This window comes from Halobaculum sp. CBA1158, from assembly GCF_021431925.1.
In the GTDB taxonomy this organism is placed as follows: domain Archaea; phylum Halobacteriota; class Halobacteria; order Halobacteriales; family Haloferacaceae; genus Halobaculum.
Genome location: NZ_CP090372.1, coordinates 1 through 20,594, shown reverse-complemented (window position 1 = coordinate 20,594; position 20,594 = coordinate 1). Strand labels below are relative to the sequence as shown.

Sequence of the window (20,594 nt, the reverse complement as noted above, 5' to 3'; positions counted from 1 at the left end):
GATGGCTCCGAGCACGACCGTCGCGCGGGTCCGCGGGCTGCTCGCCAGCGACGACGACGGCCCGAGGACGGCGCTGGTCGTGCTCGCCGCCGGCGTCGCCGCCGCCGTGTTGTCGCCGCTGGCGTGGCTGTTGATCAGCGCCGCGTCGCTCGACGGCCGGGAGGCCCTCTCGCTCGTCGCCTCCGACACCACCGCGACGGTGCTGGCGAACAGCCTCGCGCTCGTCGCGCTCGTCACGGCCGCGTCGGTCGCGCTCGGCGTCCCGCTCGCCGTGCTCACGGTACAGACCAACCTTCCCTTCCGACGGTTTTGGACGGTGGTCGCGGCGCTCCCGCTGGTCGTGCCGAGCTACATCGGCGCGTTCGCGTACGTCTCGGCGTTCGGCCCCAGCGGCGCGCTCCCGGACCTGCTGCGCGAGTACGGCCTCGGCGCGGTCGCATCGGCGTTGCCGACGGTGTACGGCCTCGGGGGGACGACGCTCGTGTTGACGCTGTTCACCTACCCGTACGTATTCCTCACGACGCGCGCGTCGCTGCTGTCGTTCGATACGACCCAGTTGGAGGCGGCGCGAACGCTGAACCAGAGCTATCCGCAGGCGTTCCGTCGGGTGATCCTCCCGCAGATCGCTCCCGGCGTCACCGCGGGCGCGCTGCTGGTTGCGCTGTACACGCTGTCGGACTTCGGGACGCCCGCGATCATGCGCTTCGACGTGTTCACGCGCGTCATCTACGTGGAGCTGAACAGCTTCGGAGTCGGCCGGGCGAACGCGACGCTGCTGTCGATCCAGTTGCTGGCGGTGACGGCGGTCATCCTCGCACTGGAGTCGCGCGTCTCCGCGGACACGGCAGCCGGCTACGGGACGCCGTCCTCGGCGAAGACGGTCGTCTCGCTCGGGCCGGTTCGGTGGCTCGTCGCGACGGTGCCGGCGCTGGTGAGCCTGTTCACGCTGGCGCTGCCGGTCGGCATCCTCACGATGTGGCTGGTGCGCTCGGGACCGGGGTACAGCGGCGGCGGGCTCTCGTTCAGCCCGGAGTTCGCGATCAACTCCGCGTACGTCGCCGTGCTCGCGGCGGCGGTGACCGTGCTCGTCGCGCTCCCGGTGGCGTACTACTCGGGGCGGTCGAACTCGCTGCTCTCGAAGGCCGTCGAGCGCGCGACGTACATCGGCTACGCGATGCCCGGCGTCGTGCTGGGGCTTGCGCTGGTGTTCTTCTCCAGCCAGTGGCTCCGCGACACCGTCGGCGGCGGCGCGGCGCAGATCGTCTACCAGTCGCTCCCCCTGCTGGTGTTCGCGTACGTCGTCCGGTTCCTGCCGCAGGCGGTCGGGGCGACGCGCTCGTCGGTGCTGGGCGTCGACCGCGACCTGGTCGGGGCGGCTCGGCTGCTCGGGGAGTCGCCGGGCGGGGCGTTCCGTCGGGTGACCCTCCCGCTCATCTCCCCCGGACTGGTCGCCGGCGCGGCGCTGGTGTTCCTGACGACGATGAAGGAACTGGACACGACGCTCATTCTGCATCCGACAGGGTTTACAACGATAGTCACCTACATCTGGCGAGTTCAGGAGGCCGGCTACTACGGGCGGGCGGCACTACCGGCGCTGGTGTTGGTCGCCGTCTCCGGCCTCTCGATGGTGCCGCTACTCAAGGGATCCGACGATGCGTGACGACACAGCCACACCGACCGGCGACGACGACGCGACGCCCGACGGCGGAGTCGCCGCCGACTCGGCTCGGGACGCCGACGACGACGCCGGCGGCACCGGCGACGACGACATCGGCGCGACGACCGTCGTCGGCGACCGCGACGGCGTGAGAGGTGACGCCGTAGGGGGCGACGCCGCGGAAACGGACGCTGACGGTGACCCGGTGTTGCGCCTCGACGGCGTGGTGAAACGCTACGGCTCTGAGACGGCCGTCTCCGGCATGGATCTCGCGGTCGGGGAGGGAGAGCTGGTGACGCTGCTCGGTCCCTCCGGGTGCGGCAAGACGACGACGCTACGCCTGATCGCCGGACTTGAGACGCCGACCGAGGGGACCATCTCCGTCGGCGGCGAGGTCGTCGCCGGCGAGGGATCGGCGACGCCGCCGGAGGAGCGCGACGTGGGGTTGGTGTTCCAGGAGTTCGCGCTGTTCCCGCACCTCTCGGTCGCGGAGAACGTCGCCTTCGGGCTCGACGACCCCGACTCCGAGTCCGCCGACGACCGCGTCGCGGAGTTGCTCGAACTCGTCGGACTGGGCGACTACGGCGACCGAGCGCCCGGGGACCTCTCGGGCGGACAGCGCCAGCGGGTGGCGCTGGCGCGGTCGCTGGCCCCCGAACCGGACGTGCTCCTGCTCGATGAACCCTTCTCGAACCTCGACGTGAGCCTCCGGGTCCGGATGCGCGAGGAGGTCAAGCGCATCCTCGACGAGGCGGGCGTCACAGCCGTCTCGGTCACGCACGACCAGGAGGAGGCGCTGTCGCTGTCGGACCGCGTGGCCGTCGTCAACGACGGGCGAGTCGAACAGATGGGCGCGCCGGGAGAGGTGTTCGAACACCCCGCCTCGCGGTTCGTCGCCGACTTCCTCGGGCAGGCGAGCTTCCTGCCGGCGCGCGTGACGACCGACGCCATCGAGACCGCCGTCGGGACGTACGACCGCGACCGGTTGAAGGGACTGGGCGAGGAGTACGCCGGCAGCCACGTCGACGTGCTCGTCCGCCCGGACGACCTCCGGGCGACCCCGGTCGCCGACGCGGACGCCGACGGCGAGGTCGTCCGCCGGCAGTACACCGGGCCGTCGTTCGTGTACCACGTCCGCCTTGACGACGGCACAGTGCTCCGCTGTCTCCACAACCACACCGAGGAGTTCGCCGTCGGCGAGTCCGTCGCGGTGACGCTCGTCGCCGACCACGCCCTCGCGTGGTACCCCGCCGAGTAGATGACCGACGAGGCTGCCAACGACGGACGGCTCGGCGGTGGGCTCTCGGACATCGACCCGGCCCGGGCGGGCGCGGTCATGCTCGCGCTCGTCGCCGCCGGCGTCGCCTTCGTCGTCGCCGGAGAGGTGTTCCCGTTCCGGTCGCTGAACCACGACGAGGGCGTCTACCTCCAGCAGGCGGACATGCTCCTGTCCGGGCGGCTGTACCTCAGACCGCCCGTCGAGGGCGCGTTCCGGCCGTGGTTCTTCGTCGAGAGCGACAGCGGGCTGTACTCGAAGTACGCGCCGGTGCCGGCGGCCGTCTTCGCGCTCGGGAGGCTCCTGGGCGGCTACACCGTCGCCCTCGCGGGGATCGCGGCCGGGCTGGTGCTGGGAACCGTCGCGCTGGGCCGCGAGCTGTTCGACGCCCGCGTCGGCCTCCTCGCGGGGGTGCTCCTGCTCGCGACGCCGCTTTTCGTCGTTCACTCGGGCGTGTTCCTCCCGTACGCGCTGACGACGACGCTGAACGTCGCGTTCGCGGTCTGGTACCTCCGGGGCGAGCGCCTGGAGCGACCCCGCGAGGCCGTCCTCGCGGGCGTCGCCGTCGGGCTGGCGTTCTTCACGCGACCCTACACCGCGGTCCTGTTCGCGCTCCCGTTCGTCGCCCACGCGGTCGCGACGTTGGTCTCCTCGGGCGCGTGGCGAGGCGGTGTCCCGGGTCGCGAGACGACGGCCGCGGGTCGCACGCTGTTCCGTCGGCGCGCCATCACGGCGACGCTGGGGACCGCCGGGGTGCTCGTTACGCTGGGGTACAACGCCGTCGTCACGGGCGACCCGCTGGTGTTCCCGTACCTCGCGTTCGCCCCCGAGGACGGCGTCGGATTCGGCGAGCGCGCCATCCTCGGGCACGGTGTCGACTACACCCCGGAACTGGCGCTGGAGGCGAACGCGCTCGTCCTCGAAGACCTGTTCACCGAGTGGGTCGTCGCCGGATCGCTGGGCGCTGCCACCGCCCTCGTCGGCGTCGTCGTCGGGCTCGTCGCCCCCGACAGGTCGGCCGGCGACCGTCGCGGGTTCAGGGTGAATCGGGGCCTCGCGGCCGCGACGTTCCTCACGGTCGCCGCCGGCAACGTCGGATTCTGGGGCAACTACAACGTCCTCGGCGCGCTCGAGGTGGAGACCGACGGCCTGATCCACTACCTCGGACCGTACTACCACTACGACCTGATCGTCCCGACGGCGGTGTTCGCGGCCGCGGCGGTCGCGCTCGTCGGGCGGCGCGTCGTCGCGGCCGCGGGGACGGCGGCGAGCCAGCGTGAGACGGCGGCGGTCGGCGGGCGCATCGAGGTCACCCCCCGGCGGGCCCGGTCGGTCGCCGCCGCGGCGTTGATCGTCGCCGGTGCGGTCGCGGCCGGGCCGGCGGTCGTCGCCGCCGTCGACGCGCCCGTCGAGCGCAACGCCGACGTGAGCGCGGAGCTTCGCGCCGGGTACGGCCCGCTGGTCGCCGGCGACGGGGCGGGAGCGGACGCCGAGGCGGGATCGGCGGTCCCCCCGAACTCCGTGGTGTTCCTCCCGACGCCGTACGGCCCGTGGCTCAACCACCCGTTCCAGGCGCTGCGCAACGACGCCGACTACGACGGCGAGCGCGTGTACGCCCTGGGCGAAGAGCGCGAGCTCGCCGTCGCCCGCGAGTACCCCGACAGGGAGCTGTACCGCTACGTGTACGCCGGGTCGTGGGTGCCGACGGACGGCTCGACCGTCCGCGGAACGGTCCAGTCGGTCGAGCGCGTCACCGGCGAGCGGGTCGTCCTCGACGCGACGATGGAGCGACCCGACGCCGTCGAGAGCACGACCGTCCGCGTCACGGGCGACCGCGGCTCGGCGTACCTCGCGGCGACCGACGACGGGGGATCGCTGTCGCTGTCGGTCGCGGTCGAGGGCGACGAACTGACCGTGTCCGGGCCGAACCTCACCGCCGGCGGCGTCGGCGGCGGGGGCGGTGACGAGGGGAGCGACGGGGACGGCGGCGACGGCGCGCGCCTACCGCTCGACGACGGCGACGAGATCAGCGTGGAGGTGTTCGTCTCGACGGGACCGTCACGGGGGTACAGCTACCAGCTGGTGTTCCCGCTGGAGCGGATCGACGGGGAGACGACGGTGCTGACGCCGACGGTCGAGCGGTGTCCGGTGCCGACGCGGTGCGTTCCGCAGGGCGTCGGCGAGTCGCCGCCCGAGCGCGGCGTCAGCGTGACGCTCTCGAACGAGAGCGCGGGTCGATAACCGACCGCACCGACCGCAGGGCGGTCGGATCGGAGTCGCCCGCTACCGGAGCGCCCGGAACCGCTCCTCGAGACAGCACTTCAGGATCGACTTGCCGATCTCGGCACCGCCGGAGAAGGGGTCGAGTTTCGTCTCGCCCAGGCGCTCGTCGTACTCGATTGGCTCCTGACGGATCCGGCGGCCGCGCATCGCCGGACGGATGAGCAGTTCGGCCGAGAGGCCGGTGTTCTCGGTCCACCGGATCGACTCGATCACGTCCTCGTGGTACGCGCGCATCCCGGTCGTCACGTCGTGCAGGTGCACGCCGCCCAGGAGGCTCGCCGTCGCGGCGAACAGGCGGTTGCCGAGGCGGTTCATCGCCGGCATCGTCTCGGCACCGTGATAGAGTCGGTCGCCGCTGACCACGTCGTACCCCTCGTTCACCAGTTCCAGGAAATCGGGGATGCGCTCCATCGGGTAGGTGCCGTCGCAGTCGGTCGTGATGCGCACGGGGTTCGACGCCTCGTACAGCGCCCGGCGCACAGCCGCGCCGTACCCCTCGGGCGGCTGTTTCACGACGCGAGCCCCGCGCTCGCGTGCGATGTCGGCCGTTCCGTCCTCTGAACTGTCGACGACGACGACCTCGGCGTTCCCGTCGGTCGCGGCGTCGATGTCCTCGAGCACAGGTCCGATCGCCTCCGCTTCGTTGTACGCGCCCATGACGACGCTCACGTCGTCGAGCCCGTACGCGCGTTCGCTCATACCCGAGGATGCGGACGCGTTGTTTTAGGCCTACCGAAAGTAACCGAGAATGGTCAGAAGAACGGTGCGAACCGGAAGGTGAGGTACGCGCCGATCGTCGAGATGAGCGGGACGACGTTCTGCATGATCACGACGCGCGCGGTCGTGGCGGGGTCGAACAGCTCCCCGGGCGTGGGGATGTCTGCGGGGTCCTCCTCGCCGATAGGCGGGACGGGCTCGCCGTCGCCGTCGGCGGCCAGCGCGTGGACCGACACCGGGGGGGTCTCGTCGGTCTCGCCGCGAACGGCCGCCGAAACCGAGATCGGTCGGGTCGCGCGCCCCCAGCCGAGCCCGACGATCGACATCGTGGCGATGACGACGAAGCTCGCGGGGATCCCGATGAACGAGAGGAACACGACCAGCGCCGCGCTCACCGACGCGACCACGATGGCGGCGGTCAACGGGAGGTCGGTGATATCGCTGCCCATCGTCTCCAGCGTGCGCCGGGCGATGGTGAACGAGCCGATCCCGACGGCGAGTCCGCCGACGGCGATGGCGGGGTTCATCTCGAGGGCTCCCGCCCCCACCAGCGGCGCGATGGCGTTGGCGATGTTCGAGGTGCCGGAACTGAACGCCATCAGACAGCCGATCAGCACGACCGAGACCACGCCGATCGCCTCCCGACTGCTGGCGTCGTCGTGGACGGAGACGGTCGGGATCGTCCCCTCGCGGTCGAGTTCGAACACCGTGCCGTCGGACTCGTCCATCGCGAGCAGTCGGTCGAGCCGGGTGTAGAAGTACCGGCCGATGATGAGCGATACCCAGAAGCCGAGGACCGGCGCGACGACCCACCAGATGACGATCCCTCCCATGACCTCCCAGTCGAGGGCACCGTTCGCGACGGCGAGCCCGGCGATCGCGCCCACGGCCGTCATCGACGTGGACGCCGGGACGCCGAAGACGTTGCCGACGAACAGCGCCAGCCCGATGAAGAACAACACGCCGATGCTCGTCTCCAGGGTGAACACCCCGGCGCTCGTGACCAGATCGGAACCGAGGGTGTCGACGACGCGTCTGCCGATCGTCCACGCGCCCACGAAGAAGAACGTCGTCATCAGCGCCGCGGCCGTCGACTTCGAGACCGCACCCGCGCCCACCGCGGGACCGAACGCCGGGCCGGTCGTCGACCCGCCGATGTTGTAGCCGACGAACACGGAGACGAGCACGCCGACCAGCAAAAGTAGCTCTACCATATTACTTGTGTTAATCGCCCCGTCCCTAAGACGTTGCGTTCCGTCGATCGCTACGACTCGTTGGCCGCATCCGATTCCTCATCGTCGGTGTCAGCCTCGTCCGCCTCAGTCGTCTCATCCGCCTCAGTCGCCTCGTCCGCCTCAGCCGCCTCGTCCGTCCCGTCCGAGTCGGTCTCGGAGCGGGGGCCGTTGGAAGCGGCGTCGGCGGCGTTCGCCGCCTCGTCGCCCGCGAGTTGCTCGCCGACCGTTCGTTCGACGGCCTCTTCCACCGATTTCTCCACCCGGTCGCTTACTGTCTCCTCCACCGACTTCTCCACCTGCTCGCTCACCGTCTCCTCCACCGACTTCTCCACCTGCTCGCTCACCGACTCCTCCACGGACTTCTCTACCTGTTCACTCACCGACTCCTCCACCGACTTTTCCACCTGCTCGCTCACCGACTCCTCGACCGACTTCTCTACCTGCTCTCCAACCGACTCCTCGACCGACTTCTCCACCTGCTCTCCAACCGACTCCTCGACCGACTTCTCCACCTGCTCTCCAACCGACTCCTCGACCGACTTCTCCACCTGCTCCCCGACGGATTCCTCGACCGACTTCTCCACCTGTTCCCCGACGGATTCCTCCACGGACTTCTCCACCTGCTCCCCTACTGTCTCCTCAACGGATTTCTCCACCTGTTCCCCGACGGATTCCTCGACCGACTTCTCTACCTGTTCGCTCACGGTTTCCTCGACGGTCTCCTTGACCTCGGTGGTCATCCAGTCGGGGTCGAACCGCGCCATCTTCCAGACGATGTGGATGACGAACGAGGCGATGACGCCGAGGCCGAAGGCGACGCCGACGGCGGTGTTGATGACGAGGATCGCACCCACGGCGGACGCGATGAGCAGCCCGTACGCCAGGTCGACGAGCGAGTCCACGCGGCGCGGATTCATGCGTTCCCGCCGGATCCGCCGTCGCTTTCAGCCGTTCCCTCTCCCCTGGTTCGTCGGTCCCGTCGCTCGGGAGCGATGCCGTGCATGCTCGTAACTGGTTCCTCCGTCGGTTTAAGAGCCCCTATCGCCGACAGCGACGCCGGAGGCGAAACGACGCGAGCGGTCGAGGGTGATATACGGACGGCCGGAGGGGTTGCTCAGGAAGGGATCCCACGGGTCGGAGGGCCCGAAGCGGCCGGAGGGGTCGCGACGCTGTGGTTCCCAGCGATTGGGAACCAGCTACATCCCACTTTTCCGTGCCGTGGCAACGCGAACATGTATGCCAGAAACCCGAACCACTTCGGTCACGCGTCGCACAGCGTTGCGAACGGCGGTAGCCGGCGGCGTCGCCGCCGGCGTGGGGGCGTCCGCGGTCGCCCCCGCGAGCGCACAGGAGGGGCTGGACTCGTGGTTCTCGAACGCCGACAACTACGACGGCGTCGTCGACGAGACCGGCGCGAGCGAGGTGACCGTCGAGGTCGGCACGGCGGCCAACGGCGGCAACTACGGCTTCGGACCGGCCGCCGTACGCGTCGACCCGGGGACGACCGTCACCTGGGAGTGGACCGGGAAGGGGTCCAGCCACAACGTCGTCGCCGAGGACGGCTCGTTCGAGTCGGAACTCGTCGGCGACGAGGGGCACACCTTCAGCCACGCCTTCGAGGAGTCGGGGATCGTCCGGTACGCCTGCACCCCCCACAAGGCGATGGGCATGAAGGGCGCGGTCGTCGTGGGCGACGTGGAGGTCGGCGGCGGCGAGTCGAGCGACTCGTCGACCGAGAGCGGCGGCGACACGTCGACCCCGGCCGAGGAGACCGCCGACGGCACCGAGTCCGCCGGCGCGGCCGGCGGCGGAGCGGGATCGGGCGGCGGCGGCGTGGGCGACGCGCCCGCATGGCTGCTGTTCGGCGGCGGCGTCGGCGCTGCGCTGTCGCCGCTGGTGTTCGGCCTGTTCGTCCTCCTGTTCGGCGAGAGCCCCGGATCGGAGAGTCCGGAGGGAGGCTATCGCGCCGACGGCGGGACCGAACCGCGTGACGAGGACGAGCGCGAGGCGAGGTGATCGCCGATGGCCCGCGCGCGACTCCAGGTCGACCTGCCGGACGACGTGTGGGTCGGTCACGTCACGCGGGCGCATCCCGAGGCGACGCTGTCGGTGCTGTCGGTGCTGCCGACCGACGCCGGCGGGGTCGCGCTCGTGAGCCTCCAGGCCGACGACGCCCCGGCGGTCGTCCGCGACATCGAGTCGGCCGAGACCGTCGACGAGGTCGAACTCCAGCGGGCCGCCGAGGACGTCCGCGAGGCGGTGTTGCGCGTCGAGACGAGCGACCCGCGACTGCTCGTTCCCCTTCGGGATTCGCGACTCCCCGTCGAGCACCCAGTCGTCGTGACCGACGGGACGGCCACGCTCACGGTCGCCGGGTCACGCGACCGGCTCTCGGCGCTGGCGAGCGCGCTGGAGACGATGGGCTTCGGCTACACCGTCGAGTACGTCCACGACGCCATCGACGCCGAGGACCTCCTCACGGAGGGCCAGCGTGAGTTGCTCGCGGCGGCCATCCGAACCGGGTACTACGACACCCCCCGCGAGACGACGCTGACCGAGTTGGCCGACCGGCAAGGAATCGCCAAATCGACCGCCAGCGAGCGGCTTCACCGCGCCGAAGGGACGGTGATCAAGCGGTTCGCCGAGGACGGTCTCGACCTCGATACCGACCGCTCCCCGCTCGCGACGCCGACCGACACCCCCGACCCATGACCGACTTCGACCGGACGAGCGACCCGACGGAGGACCACGCGGACGATCGACCGGGCGGCCCCTGGGGCGTGGACCCGACCGCCGTCGAGGGCACGGACGCCCTCGACCCCGACCTTCGAGAATCGCTCGACGCGCCCGCGGACGCCCCGGCGGAGGGGATCGACGTGCGCGACGCGCCCGCCCCGAAGCCGCTCACCCGGACGCTCGAGACGCTGGAGTCGCTGCCGGCCGAAACCGTCCTCCTCCAGCGGAACGACCGCGTTCCGGTCCACCTGTTCGACCGCCTGGACGAACGCGGGTACCGGTACGAGACGCTCGAGCGCGACGGCGAGGCGCTGACGGCGATCCGACGCGAGTAGCGCGTTCCGATTCCACCTCGAGTTTCTGTTCGCACGGCACGATCGGCGCAGCGGCGTGCTCAGTGGTCGCTGCCTCGAACCCGGCGATCCGTCACCCCGGGGAACATCTTCGGGAGGAGCCACAGGAGGGATCGGTGCGTAGCACGGGTATGTTCGACCTCCCGATCGGCGACGACGAGCGCAACGACGGTGTCGACGACGGCGGCGCTGACGATGTGGCCGGCGGCCTCGACGGCGGCGCTAATAGCGGCGACGGCGACGATCGGTTCGATCCGGTCGACGCGTTCGTCTCCGAGTCGCTTCCGGATCCGGGACCGTTCCTCGCCGACGACGGGACGACCGTCCTGACGGGGGACGACCACGTCGCGGTCCGCGACACCGCCCGCGAACTGTTCGAGGAGCGCGGCGTCCGCGACGCGACGTTCGGCTACGTGTTGACGAAGCTCGATCGCGACCGCAACCACCCAGACGCCGGGTTCCGATACGCCCGCGACGGTGCCGACCTGCGCGTCGAATTCACGCCCACCACCGGCTTCTGTCCGCAGGGCGGTGCGCTCGCGACGGCGGCGCTTCGCGCCTGGAACGGCGACCCGGCGGCCCACGAGTTCGACCACGTCGCGGTCCGCGTCTCGCCGACGTACCACGCCGCCGAGTCGGTGAACGACCGGCTCGCGGACGCCGGGGCGGCGCTGCGGGAGTCCGGCGCGCTGCCGTGGGACGCCAGCGACGACCGCGACGACCGCGGCGACGGCGATAACGGTGCCGGCGATACCGACGAAGCCGACGGGGGCGCTGGGGACGACGAGACCGGACGGGTGCCCGCCCGCGACGGGGTGAGCGATCCGTGAGCCTTCCCGGCGGCCCGGCCGCCGCCGGCGGCGAGCGGGGGCCGTCGACGGCGGCGACCGTCCGGCGTGCGGTGCTGGCAGCCGCGATCCTGCCGGTCTGGGCGGGCGTCGTCCTCGCCGACCGCGTCGGCGTCGCCGGCGCGCTCGCCGGGCCGGCCGCGAACCACCTGCTGTTCGCGGGCGTCGCCTGCACGGCCATCGCGGCCGCCCTGCCGAAGTTCGTCGCGGTGTGGTCGGACACGCCGCTTCTGTGGGGGCGCGCGGCGGGGGCGGCCGCGCCGCTGGTCGCGCTGGGAAGCGTCGGGGTCGCCGCCGGACTCCTCGGCGACGCGACGTGGGCGACGGTCGCCGGCGGCGTCGCGCTCGCGGTCGGGGTGTGGGCGCTCGCGGCCGCGACGGGGCGCACGCTCGCGCCGGTGCGACCCTGGGACGCGACCGAGCGCCTCCTGCTCGCCGGCGTCGGCTTCCTCGCGGCCGGAAGCCTGCTCGGGCTCGCCGTCGGAGCCGCGCGAGCGGGCCGGCCGGCCGCGCTCGTCGGTCTCAACCCCGTGGCGGCCGCGACCGCGCACGCGACGCTGATGGCGCTGGGGGGCGTCCTCTCCGTGGGCTACGGAGGCGTGTTCCAGCTCTCGTCGATGCTCACGGGCGCGCCCGATGCGCCGCGGGTCGACCGCGTCGCACGCGCCGTTTCAGTCCTCCATCCGACCGGGGTGGCGCTCCTCGCGGGCGGTCGCCTTCTCGGCGACCCGACCGGCGTCGGGGTCGGCGGCGGCATCGCACTCGCCGGTGCCCTCGCGCTCGTCGGCGGCGGCGTCGCCGTCGCGGTCTGTGCGGTCGCCGCGGGCGGCGTGGTCGCCCACCGACTGCGGACCGGCGGGGAGTCGTCGGCGACGACGCGACGCTACTGGGGCGTCGCGCTCGCGCTCCCGGCGTGGGGCGTCGCCGCCGGCGTCCGGTGGATCGGCGACCCGCTGTCCCGGGCGGGCGCGCTCGGCGGCGCGACCGCGGAGCCGCTGCTGTGGGCGGCGGTCGTCTTCCTCGTCGTGGGGTCGCTGTACCACATCGGACCGTTCCTCGTGTGGCTGGACCGGTACGCGGACCGCCTCGGCCTGGAGCCGGTGCCCGACGTGGCGGAGCTGTACGACGCCCGGGTCGAGCGAGTCGACGGCGTCGCGCTCGCGGTCGCCGTCCTCGCGCTCGTCTCCGCCGGCGCGGGCCTCCCCGGCCCGCTGGGCGTCATCGGCGGCGTCGCCGGCGGCGTCGCCGCCGTCGGCGTCGCCTACAACCTCGTGTGGGTGGTGCGCGAGCACGCGCCGTGGCCGGTCCTCGCCCGCGGCGGTCGCGCCGGCGCTGGCGACGACGGCGCTGGCGACGACGGCGCGGCCGGCGGCTGACGGGAGGTTCCTTCTGGGTGCAGGCGGAGAGGCGTCGGCGTCTACCCCGGTACCAGCGCGGTGGAACGAACGAGACTCGCTGAGCGACGATGCGACGAACGAGGTCGCGAGAACTGGAACCGGGGTATCAGGCGTCGACTCGGGTGACGTAGCCGCCGCAGCCGCAGCGGTCGACGAACTCCCAGTCGACGGCGTCGCCGAAGCGGTCGTCGAGTTCGGGGTAGAGGTACGTCTCGGGGTGGCCGTGTTCCCCGTGGGTGACGAGGTTCACGCGGACGCCGTCGGCGGTGTGTTCGACGGCTGCGAGCGCCTCGGCGACCACGAGGTCGCGGTCGTCGGCGTGTCGCGGTCCCTCCAGTTTCGCCGACCACGAGGTGTCGCGGAGTTCCTCGTCGCCGGCGGCGGTCGTCCCGGTCTCGTCGTTCGGCCTCGAGTCATCGGTGTCGGCGTCGGGTGTGCTCGCCATCGCGTCGCGATACGTCGTCGATCCCGGTCGTCGTTGTCCCGAACGTGTTCGCGAGGTCGCGGCCCGCGGTCAGTTCGGGGGGGTCGAGGGCCCGGGTCGGGAGATATGAGAGTGGCGAGCCGGGGCAAAAGGACGAGGCGTACGCTGAACGCGGCCGACCCGCGGGGTCGGTCCGGCGACGACCCCGGGCCGGCGATGTGAGACCCGGTGGGCGCGGTGAGACCCAGTAGACGCGGTGGGACGCCTCTCGTCTCAGTTCCCGCCGCCGTCGCCGCCGGGGTCGGGGTCGAACACGTCGGGGTTCGCCTCACCGTCGACCGAGACGACGCCGAGCATGCCCTTGCGCGCGACCCGCGAGAGCGCGTGGTCGACCAGCTTGATGTCCTCGGGCACGGGGAAGTCCATCGTTCCGACCATGCAGCTTCCCGGCGGGACGTTCATCGTCTGGACGAAGCGCTCTGGGTCGCTCGCGAGCGCGCCGTCGCGGTAGGCGTCGGTCCAGACGTTGCCGATCGGGTGGAAGTTGCTGTTGACGTTGGGGCCGCCGACGACCATGTACACCCGTGCGGTCTCGCCCGTCTCGGCCGCCATCGCGCCGAAGCGGTCGGGCGTCAGCCCGTACTTCTGGCCGTTGAGGACGACGTAGGTGGGCTCCTCGGCCTGCATCGCCTCCATGTCGAAGCTGTGGCGGCCCTGTTCGCCGGCGGGCTTGTCGGTGTAGATCTCGTGTTGCCCGACGTAGAACTCCCGGTCGACCTCGGGGAGTCCGCCCTCGGGCTCGACGAGGATCATCCCGAACATGCCCGAGGCGATGTGGTAGTCCATGTTCGGGACAGCGCAGTGGTAGATGAACGCGCCGGGGTACTCCGCGCGGAACTGGATCGTGGCCGACTCGCCGGGTGCGACGGTGGTGTCCTCCGCGCCGCCGCCGGGGCCGTAGCACGCGTGGAAGTCGACGTTGTGCGGCATCGCGTTCTCCTCGGCGTTCGTCAGCGTCACGCGGACGGTGTCGCCGCGACGGACGCGGACCATCGGTCCCGGGACCTGCCCGTCGAACGTCATGTAGTCGAACACGACGCCGTCTTCGATCTCCGCGCGCACCTCACGCGCCGTCAGATCGACCTCGACCGTCTCCGATGTGTCCCGGTCGATCGGGTCGGGCACGTCGGTCGGGTCGGCGGCGACTCGCTGGGTGGTCGGCTTGTTCGCGGTCGTCTCGTTCGTCACGCGTGCGGTCTCGGTCTCGGCGTCGGTGGGGGGATTCGCCGAACAGCCGGCCAGCGCGGCCCCGCCGGCACCGGTCCCCAGCGCCTTCAGCGTCGTGCGTCGGGTCGTCGTGGGCATAGGTGGTCACCTCGCAGTTGTGCGTAGGGACGGAACCCCCATCAACCGGGTTCGTGGTTTCCGTCCGCGAGGGACCGGCCCGAACGGGTTCGAGAGCGACGTAAAAATGCGAGGGGGGAGAGTCAGTCGTCGTCCAGGAACGCCCGGATCCCGTCGGTCGTGGGCACCGCGTCGGGGTCGTCGACGACCCGGCGCGAGCGGAGCTTCGCGGCCACGTCGTAGGCGAACAGCGCCGTCCCGAGGATGATGAGCGTGTCACCCGGGAGCCGCGCCCAGAACAGCGACTGGATCAGCGGCCGGTTGTAGAACGCCAGCGAACGGGCGGCGTCGTACCCCTGCGTGAACGACACCTCCAGTTGGATGAACCCGACCGGGAGGACGCTGACGAACACCATTAGTGCGAGGCCGACGTTCCACAGCCAGAACGCCCACCGGAGGCGACGCCCCGTCCAGTTCGAGACGGTGAATCGGAGGACGTAGGTCGCCATGCCGATGGCGAGGAAGCCGAAGGCCCCGAACATGGCGGCGTGGGCGTGGCCGACCGTGAGGTAGGTGCCGTGCTCGTAGTAGTTGATCAGCGGGAGGTTGATGAAGAACCCGAGCACGCCCGCACCGACGAAGTTCCAGACGCCGGAGGCGACGATGAACATGAACGGCAGCGTGTACGGGAACGCCTCGCCGCTGTTCGCGAGCGCGCGGTACTCGTTGATCGCCTCGAAGAGGATGAAGACGAGCGGGATCAGCTCAAGCGTCGAGAAGACGCTGCCGATGGGCACCCAGACGTCGGGCATGCCGATCCACCAGTAGTGGTGGCTGACGCCGATGACGCCGGTCCCCATCACGAGCAGCGCCTCGAGCAGCACCGCCTTCTCGGCCGAGCGCCGCCGCAGGAGGTTCATCGACACCAGCGTCATCGCGACGACGGCGACGATGAAGAACTCGAAGGCCCCCTCGACCCACATGTGGACGACCCACCAGCGCCAGAACTCCGTCACCGCGATGTTCGTCTCCGGGGTGAACATGAACCCCGCGGTGAACAGCAGCGCGATGGAGCCGCCGGCGTAGAGGATCATGTGCGCGAGGCCGTACGGCGTCTCGCGGTCGAGCAGGGGCTTGAGTCCGCGCGCCGCGAGGGCGGCCCACGCGACGAAGCCGACGAGCAGGCCCGCCTGCCAGAGCTTCCCGACTTCGAGGTACTCGAGCCCCTCGTTGCCGAGGATCCACCAGAGGTCGCCGCCGGCGTCGAAGTAGCCGTGGGCACCGAGCCAGATGCCCGAGAGCCCGCCGACGGCGACGACGACGAGCGCGACGAGCAGTCCCTTCACGTACCGGGCTTGGTTGTCCGGTTCGTACCCCGTCAAAAGCGGCGGGAGGAACAGCCCCGCCCCGAGCCACAGGGTGGCGATCCAGAGGATCCCCATGTCGATGTGCCACGTCTTCGCCATGGCGAACGGCAGGAGTTGGAGCACGTCGACCCCGAGCGCAGGAATCGTCTCCAGCCCGAAGAACGCGTGTCGCTCGACGTAGTAGTGCGCGAGCAGCCCCCCGAGCAGCGTCTGCGCGAGGAACAACAGCGCCGCGACGGGGACGAACCACAGCGCGGCCGACTGGCTCGGCAGCAGGTCGATGTCGTCCGGATGCGGCACTTCGACCCCCTCCGAGGAGGGCTCGGGGAGGTCGATCGACGTGTACAGCCACACGCCCAGCCCCGCGCCGGCGACGAGCAGCACCATCGCGATCACGCTCCAGGTCATCGCCGGGGCACCCGGGGTGTTGCCCGCGGCGGGCGCGGGCGGCCAGTCGTTGGTGAAGCTGTGGTCGGCTCCCGGCCGATCGGTGTGGGAGAACCACGCGGTCCACATCGCGAAGTCGGCGAAGCGCCGGGCGTCCTCCTCCGAGTCGATCATGTCGACCGGGACGCCGCGGGCGTCGGAGCCCTCGTGGTAGCGCTCGACGTACTCCTGTCGGACCTGCTCGTGGGCGTAGGCCTCGGCGGCCGAGTACTCGATGACCCCGTCCCCGGGCGAGCCGTCCTCGAGGTCCGACTTCACGCGCGCGTCGACGGCGGCGCGCTCCTCCTCGGGGAGGTCGTCGTACGCGTCGCCGTAGCGCTCCTCGGCGTAGTACTCCCGCATCGCCTCGGTCTTGCGGTCGAGCGCGTCGGCGGTGTAATCGGGGCCGAAGTACGCCCCGTTGCCGAGGATCGAACCGTGGTTCATGAGCCCGTCCCGCTGGAACGCCGCCTTGCCGGCCTGCACGTCGTCGCCCGTCGCGAGCGTCTCGCCGTCGGGCCCGACGATCCGCTCCGGGATCGGCGGGGCCTCCTCGTACGCGAGCGCCGCGCCGGCACCCATCACGACGAGGTTCACGACGAACGCCACGACGAGCGCCTTGGCCAGCGTGCGTCTCGTCACTCGCATGCGGGCGGGGATACTCACGTGAGGGGTTTGAGTGCGTCTGGCGTTACGCGCGAACGAAGACCGACGGGAACATGTTCGGCCGAGTTGTGACGGCCCGTCGCGTCGCGAGGGCGGACTCCGACCGGGTCCGATCGGCGTCGACCTCAGTAGTTCAGTTCCTCGTACTTCTGGGGGTCGTCGCCGGCGTCCAGTTCGAGGAGAGTAACGTTCCTGACGGCCTTTACGGTCTTCCCGGCGTCGACGGGCGCGAGGAACCGCGGTCCGCGGTCGGGGGGTATGGAGTCGCCGTCGCGCTCGACGGCGAGGTGAGCGTCGAGCGCCGTCGTGACCGGGACGCAGACGGCGTAGTCGCCGGCAGCGGCGACCCGGAGGTGCGTGGCGTCGGCGTCGAGGTCGACGGCCGCCGCATCCAGCACGCGAGAGACGGGGACGCCTCGCCAGACCCCGATCCAGCGCTCGCCGCTGGCGCACAGGTACTCGCGTTCGATCCGCTCGCGTTCCATCCCGCGGAGACGGTCGAGGTCGACCGCGGCGGAGTTGTCGCCGGCGCGGACCGTCACCGAGACGCCCGGCCGCTCAGACCCGTTCCGGGAGCTATCGGCGACCGGCTCGGCGAGCCCGTCGTCGGCCGCACCGGGAGCGCTCACGAGCCGGCCACCCCCTGCGGGTCTCGATCGGCGTCCGCCTCCTGCTCGCCGGCGGCGTCGCCGTCGCGGTCGGCGGATGCGACCGGGCGCTCGACGGTCAGCGACCACCGGCCGTCGCCGTGGCGACGCACCCGCGGGTCGAGCGCGGCGGTTGAGCACCCGAAGCCGGCCGCGACAGCGTCCAGTAGCGGATCCGGCGGCGCGTCGGCGACGACCGACAGCGTCGCGCCCGGATCGGCGTCTGCGGCCTCCGCCCTGACGTGCTCGCGGCGCGGGCGCTCGGGCATCCCGCGAACGTCGACGGCCGAGGCCCGGATCGCCGGGTCGGCGTCGATTGCGAGGCGGTCGCGGACGACCCGTGCCACCTCGCGGGCGGCCGCCGGGAGGTCGGCGTCAGGGTTCGACTCACCCGCGCCGTCGCCCGTGTCGGCGGCGTCGTCACCCGCGTCATCACCGGCGGCGACCGCCAGGCTCGACCGGAGGTCGGCGTCGAACGGGAGGCTCGCGAGGACGGAGCAGTCGAGGCGGTCGCCCGCGTCGACCCCGGCGTCGAAGAGGTCGTGGGTGTCGCCGCAGGTCGGGCACGTGAAGCCGTCCATGTTGCGGACGACGCCCAACGTCGGGACGCCGTTCTCGTCGAGTAATTCCCGGAACCGGGCGGTGTCCGACAGCGCCGTCGCCGCCGGCGTCGACACCAGCACGGCGGCGTCGACCGGGACCGACTGAGTGATCGTGAGGGGCACGTCCCCGGTTCCGGGAGGCACGTCGAGCACGAGCACGTCGAGGGTGTCGCCGGCGCGGTCGCCGTCGGCGGTCGGGGTGGCCTCACACTCGTCTGTCGCGAGGGTGTGGCCCCACACCGTGTCGAACAGCAGTTCCGAGAGCGCCTCGTGGGCCATCGACCCGCGCCAGGCGACCGGACCGCCGTCGGCGAGCAGGCCGACGCTCATCATCTCGACGCCGGCGCGCTCGACCGGCGCGGCAGCGCCGTCGTCGGTCGCGCGAACCGGGCCCTCCACGTCGAGCAGTTCGGGGACGTTCGGTCCGTACACGTCGGCGTCGAACAGCCCCACGTCGAGGCCGGCCGCCGCGAGGCCGCGCGCGAGCGCGACGGAGACCGTGGTCTTTCCGACGCCGCCCTTGGCGCTGGCCACCGCGACGACGTGGTCGACGCCGTCGAGAGTCCGCTCGGCGGCCGGGTCGGGACGGACGTGTTCGTCGCCGTGCCCCGGTTCCTCCTCGACGGTTGTGCCGTCGCCGTCGCGTTCCACGTCCACCGACTCGACGCTCGCGACCTCGAAGGCCGCCCCCCGGAGGCGGTCGACGACGGCGTCCGCGGTCTCCGGATCGACGGCCCCGTCGGCACGGTCGCCGGCGACCGCCGGGGAGACGACGAGCGTGACCGCGCCGGCGTCGGCGCGAACGTCCGTGACGAGGCCCGCGGTGAACGGGTCGTCGACCGCCACCTCCGGGAGGGTGGCGTCCGCGAGCGCCTCGGCCACGCGGTCGACGAGGACGCCGTCGCCGTCGGCCTCGGAGTCCCTGCGGGCCCCCATCACCACACCTCCCCGGTCTCCCGGTCTGCGGGGTCGTCGGTGTCCATCAGGGTGCCGCCGTACGGTCGGAAGCCGAAGCCGTAGCGCTCGGCGACCGCCTCGACGAGGTCCTCCCGCTCGGCGATGGTGTCCGTGTCGAAGCCGTACCCCTCGACGGCGTCGACGAGCGCCTCGTCGGCGACCCGTCCCTCGGCGTGGGCGTCGGCGATCCCCGACCGGAAGGTGTCGGCGTTGCGTCGCAGGCGCATCGCCTCGTGAAACGTCCGCTCCATCTCGGCGGTCGCCTCCTCGCGGTCCAGGGGGATCCCGTCGAGCAACTCGACGACGCGGGCGTCGTAGCCGTCGGCGGCCGCGAGGACCTCTCTGAGCCGGTCGACCATCGACAGATCGCGCCACTCGTCGCGGGCGCTCTCGGGGACGAACGAGTCGACCACGTCCGCCCAGGCGGCGTCGCGCTCGGGGTCCTCGAACGCCTCGGCGAGGAACGCGCCGACGTGCTCGTCGGGAACTGGCACCCCTAGTCGCTCGGAGGGGGAGCCGTCCGGACCGGCCCCTCCGGCCGGAGCCTCCGCGTCGCGCGCGGCATCGGGGTCTCTCGCGGCACCCGATCCCGCCGCGTCGGTCGGATCGGTCGCGTCCGCCGCGTCGGTCGAATCCGTTGCCTCTGCCGTGTCGGTCGCGTCGAGTTCGTAGTCGGTCATGGGTTCACCTCCGGGGTCCGTCTCGGTCGGACGGCGATCCGCCCGGGCCCGATCCGTTCCGGTCGCGGGACCCGAGCCCTCCCCCGGGCCCAGGTCCGGGTCCGGGCCCGGAGTGGGCTGACTTCGACGGCGGTCCGCCGGGCGCGCCGACCCCGTCGGGGCGGCCGCCGGGCGTCTCCTCGGGACGGTCGGGACCGCCGCCGGGGGCGGTCGGCGGGAGCTCCACGTCCTCCGGGTCCGTTCCGCGGGCGGTCGCGAGCGCGCGGCGGGCCGCGCGGACCACGTCCTCGGAGCGATCGGACAGGCCCTGCGACTCCAGCGCCTCCTCGGCGCGGTCGGTGCCAAGTTTGCCGAGCGCGGTCGCGGCACCGGCGCGGACGAACGCCTCCGGGTCCCGCGCCAGCACGGCCGCAAGCACCGTCACGGTCTCCTCGGTCTCCCCGGTGAACGTCGCCAGGAACTTCGCGGCGTACTCGCGCACGCCGGCGTGCGGGTCCTCCTTCAGACGCTCTCGAAGCGTCTCCGCGTCGGCCGCGCCCGTCTTCGCCAGCGCGATGACGGCGTTGCGCCGGACGAACCCCGAGTCGTCGGCGAGCGCGGCGTCGAGGCGCTCGCGTGCGTCCGATGGCCCCGTCCGCGCGAGCGCGACCACGGCCTCCGCACGGACCCACTCGTTCGCGTCCGACAGCGCCGGCTCGACCGCGTCGGCGTCCGCGCTCGCGACCCCGAGCGCCTCGACGGCGAACTGCCGTACCTCGGGGTCGCCGTCGCGTCGGACGCGGTCGGCGAGCCGCGACAGGGTTCGGTCGGCGAGGCCAGACCCGGTCTCGTCGGCGTCGGCGGCCAGGTCGACGAGCCCCAGCGCCGCGTCGCGCCGCGTCGACGGCGCGGGGGCGCGAAGCGCCGTCCGGAGCTCCCGTTCGTCGTCGGCGGGGGCTCGGCCCCGCGCGCTCCAGTTCGCGTAGTCGTCGTCGGTCAT

At 71.9% G+C, this 20,594-nt stretch carries 17 protein-coding genes and 1 pseudogene; 8 read left to right on the top strand and 10 right to left on the bottom strand.

What is annotated here, in order from left to right:
* Position 1: 1 nt before the first annotated feature.
* Genes Hbl1158_RS15040 through Hbl1158_RS15030 form a run of 3 tightly spaced genes read left to right on the top strand, consistent with a single transcriptional unit; the run spans position 2 to position 5,174 of the window.
* Positions 2 to 1,660 carry an iron ABC transporter permease gene (locus Hbl1158_RS15040; RefSeq protein WP_234299691.1) on the top strand — a complete coding sequence of 553 codons (1,659 nt, stop codon included), beginning with the start codon at positions 2 to 4 and terminating at the stop codon, positions 1,658 to 1,660.
* Positions 1,653 to 2,915, top strand: coding sequence for an ABC transporter ATP-binding protein (locus Hbl1158_RS15035; protein ID WP_234299690.1), 1,263 nt, complete (start codon positions 1,653 to 1,655; stop codon positions 2,913 to 2,915). Before Hbl1158_RS15040 ends, Hbl1158_RS15035 begins: the two co-directional genes overlap by 8 nt.
* Positions 2,916 to 5,174: a glycosyltransferase family 39 protein gene (locus Hbl1158_RS15030; RefSeq protein ID WP_234299689.1), complete on the top strand. Its 2,259-nt coding sequence runs from the start codon at positions 2,916 to 2,918 to the stop codon at positions 5,172 to 5,174.
* Between the two features lie 42 nt (positions 5,175 to 5,216).
* Here the strand turns inward: Hbl1158_RS15030 and Hbl1158_RS15025 are convergent, their stop codons facing one another.
* Genes Hbl1158_RS15025 through Hbl1158_RS15015 form a run of 3 tightly spaced genes read right to left on the bottom strand, consistent with a single transcriptional unit; the run spans position 5,217 to position 8,085 of the window.
* The gene (locus Hbl1158_RS15025; protein WP_234299688.1) at positions 5,217 to 5,915 is read right to left on the bottom strand and encodes a dolichyl-phosphate hexose transferase; all 699 of its coding nucleotides are present in this window, start codon (positions 5,913 to 5,915) and stop codon (positions 5,217 to 5,219) included.
* Positions 5,916 to 5,968: 53 nt separating this feature from the next.
* Positions 5,969 to 7,147 (bottom strand): inorganic phosphate transporter, encoded by a 1,179-nt coding sequence (locus Hbl1158_RS15020; protein WP_234299687.1) that lies wholly within the window; start codon positions 7,145 to 7,147, stop codon positions 5,969 to 5,971.
* 50 nt (positions 7,148 to 7,197) lie between these two features.
* Entirely contained in the window at positions 7,198 to 8,085 is an 888-nt protein-coding gene (locus tag Hbl1158_RS15015) for a hypothetical protein (protein WP_234299686.1), read from the bottom strand.
* A 319-nt stretch (positions 8,086 to 8,404) separates the two neighbouring features.
* Between Hbl1158_RS15015 and Hbl1158_RS15010 the strand changes: the two are divergent.
* From Hbl1158_RS15010 to Hbl1158_RS14990, 5 genes and pseudogenes are all read left to right on the top strand, one after another.
* Positions 8,405 to 8,965: pseudogene (locus tag Hbl1158_RS15010) on the top strand (halocyanin domain-containing protein); the annotation flags it as partial.
* 225 nt (positions 8,966 to 9,190) lie between these two features.
* On the top strand, positions 9,191 to 9,880 hold the full coding sequence (locus Hbl1158_RS15005; protein WP_234299685.1) for a helix-turn-helix domain-containing protein: 690 nt from the start codon (positions 9,191 to 9,193) through the stop codon (positions 9,878 to 9,880).
* Positions 9,881 to 9,948: 68 nt separating this feature from the next.
* Positions 9,949 to 10,239 carry a DUF2249 domain-containing protein gene (locus Hbl1158_RS15000; RefSeq protein WP_234299784.1) on the top strand — a complete coding sequence of 97 codons (291 nt, stop codon included), beginning with the start codon at positions 9,949 to 9,951 and terminating at the stop codon, positions 10,237 to 10,239.
* 149 nt (positions 10,240 to 10,388) lie between these two features.
* Positions 10,389 to 11,087: a hypothetical protein gene (locus tag Hbl1158_RS14995; RefSeq protein WP_234299684.1), complete on the top strand. Its 699-nt coding sequence runs from the start codon at positions 10,389 to 10,391 to the stop codon at positions 11,085 to 11,087.
* Entirely contained in the window at positions 11,084 to 12,481 is a 1,398-nt protein-coding gene (locus Hbl1158_RS14990; protein ID WP_234299683.1) for a hypothetical protein, read from the top strand. The genes Hbl1158_RS14995 and Hbl1158_RS14990 overlap by 4 nt, the downstream gene beginning before the upstream one ends.
* Before the next feature lie 127 nt (positions 12,482 to 12,608).
* On the opposite strand, the gene Hbl1158_RS14985 is transcribed toward Hbl1158_RS14990, so the two are convergent.
* From Hbl1158_RS14985 to Hbl1158_RS14955, 7 genes are all read right to left on the bottom strand, one after another.
* Positions 12,609 to 12,947 (bottom strand): CGCGG family rSAM-modified RiPP protein, encoded by a 339-nt coding sequence (locus Hbl1158_RS14985; protein WP_234299682.1) that lies wholly within the window; start codon positions 12,945 to 12,947, stop codon positions 12,609 to 12,611.
* Positions 12,948 to 13,199: 252 nt separating this feature from the next.
* Entirely contained in the window at positions 13,200 to 14,291 is a 1,092-nt protein-coding gene (nirK, locus tag Hbl1158_RS14980; RefSeq protein WP_234299681.1) for a copper-containing nitrite reductase, read from the bottom strand.
* Positions 14,292 to 14,413: 122 nt separating this feature from the next.
* Positions 14,414 to 16,711: a cbb3-type cytochrome c oxidase subunit I gene (locus Hbl1158_RS14975; RefSeq protein ID WP_234299680.1), complete on the bottom strand. Its 2,298-nt coding sequence runs from the start codon at positions 16,709 to 16,711 to the stop codon at positions 14,414 to 14,416.
* A gap of 143 nt (positions 16,712 to 16,854) precedes the next feature.
* Positions 16,855 to 17,358, bottom strand: a complete 504-nt coding sequence (locus tag Hbl1158_RS14970; protein ID WP_234299679.1) for a molybdopterin-dependent oxidoreductase — start codon at positions 17,356 to 17,358, stop codon at positions 16,855 to 16,857.
* Positions 17,355 to 18,914 carry a P-loop NTPase gene (locus tag Hbl1158_RS14965; protein ID WP_234299678.1) on the bottom strand — a complete coding sequence of 520 codons (1,560 nt, stop codon included), beginning with the start codon at positions 18,912 to 18,914 and terminating at the stop codon, positions 17,355 to 17,357. Before Hbl1158_RS14965 ends, Hbl1158_RS14970 begins: the two co-directional genes overlap by 4 nt.
* Positions 18,914 to 19,615: a hypothetical protein gene (locus tag Hbl1158_RS14960; RefSeq protein ID WP_234299677.1), complete on the bottom strand. Its 702-nt coding sequence runs from the start codon at positions 19,613 to 19,615 to the stop codon at positions 18,914 to 18,916. Before Hbl1158_RS14960 ends, Hbl1158_RS14965 begins: the two co-directional genes overlap by 1 nt.
* Before the next feature lie 4 nt (positions 19,616 to 19,619).
* Complete coding sequence (locus tag Hbl1158_RS14955; protein ID WP_234299676.1) at positions 19,620 to 20,594, bottom strand: HEAT repeat domain-containing protein; 975 nt, start codon at positions 20,592 to 20,594, stop codon at positions 19,620 to 19,622.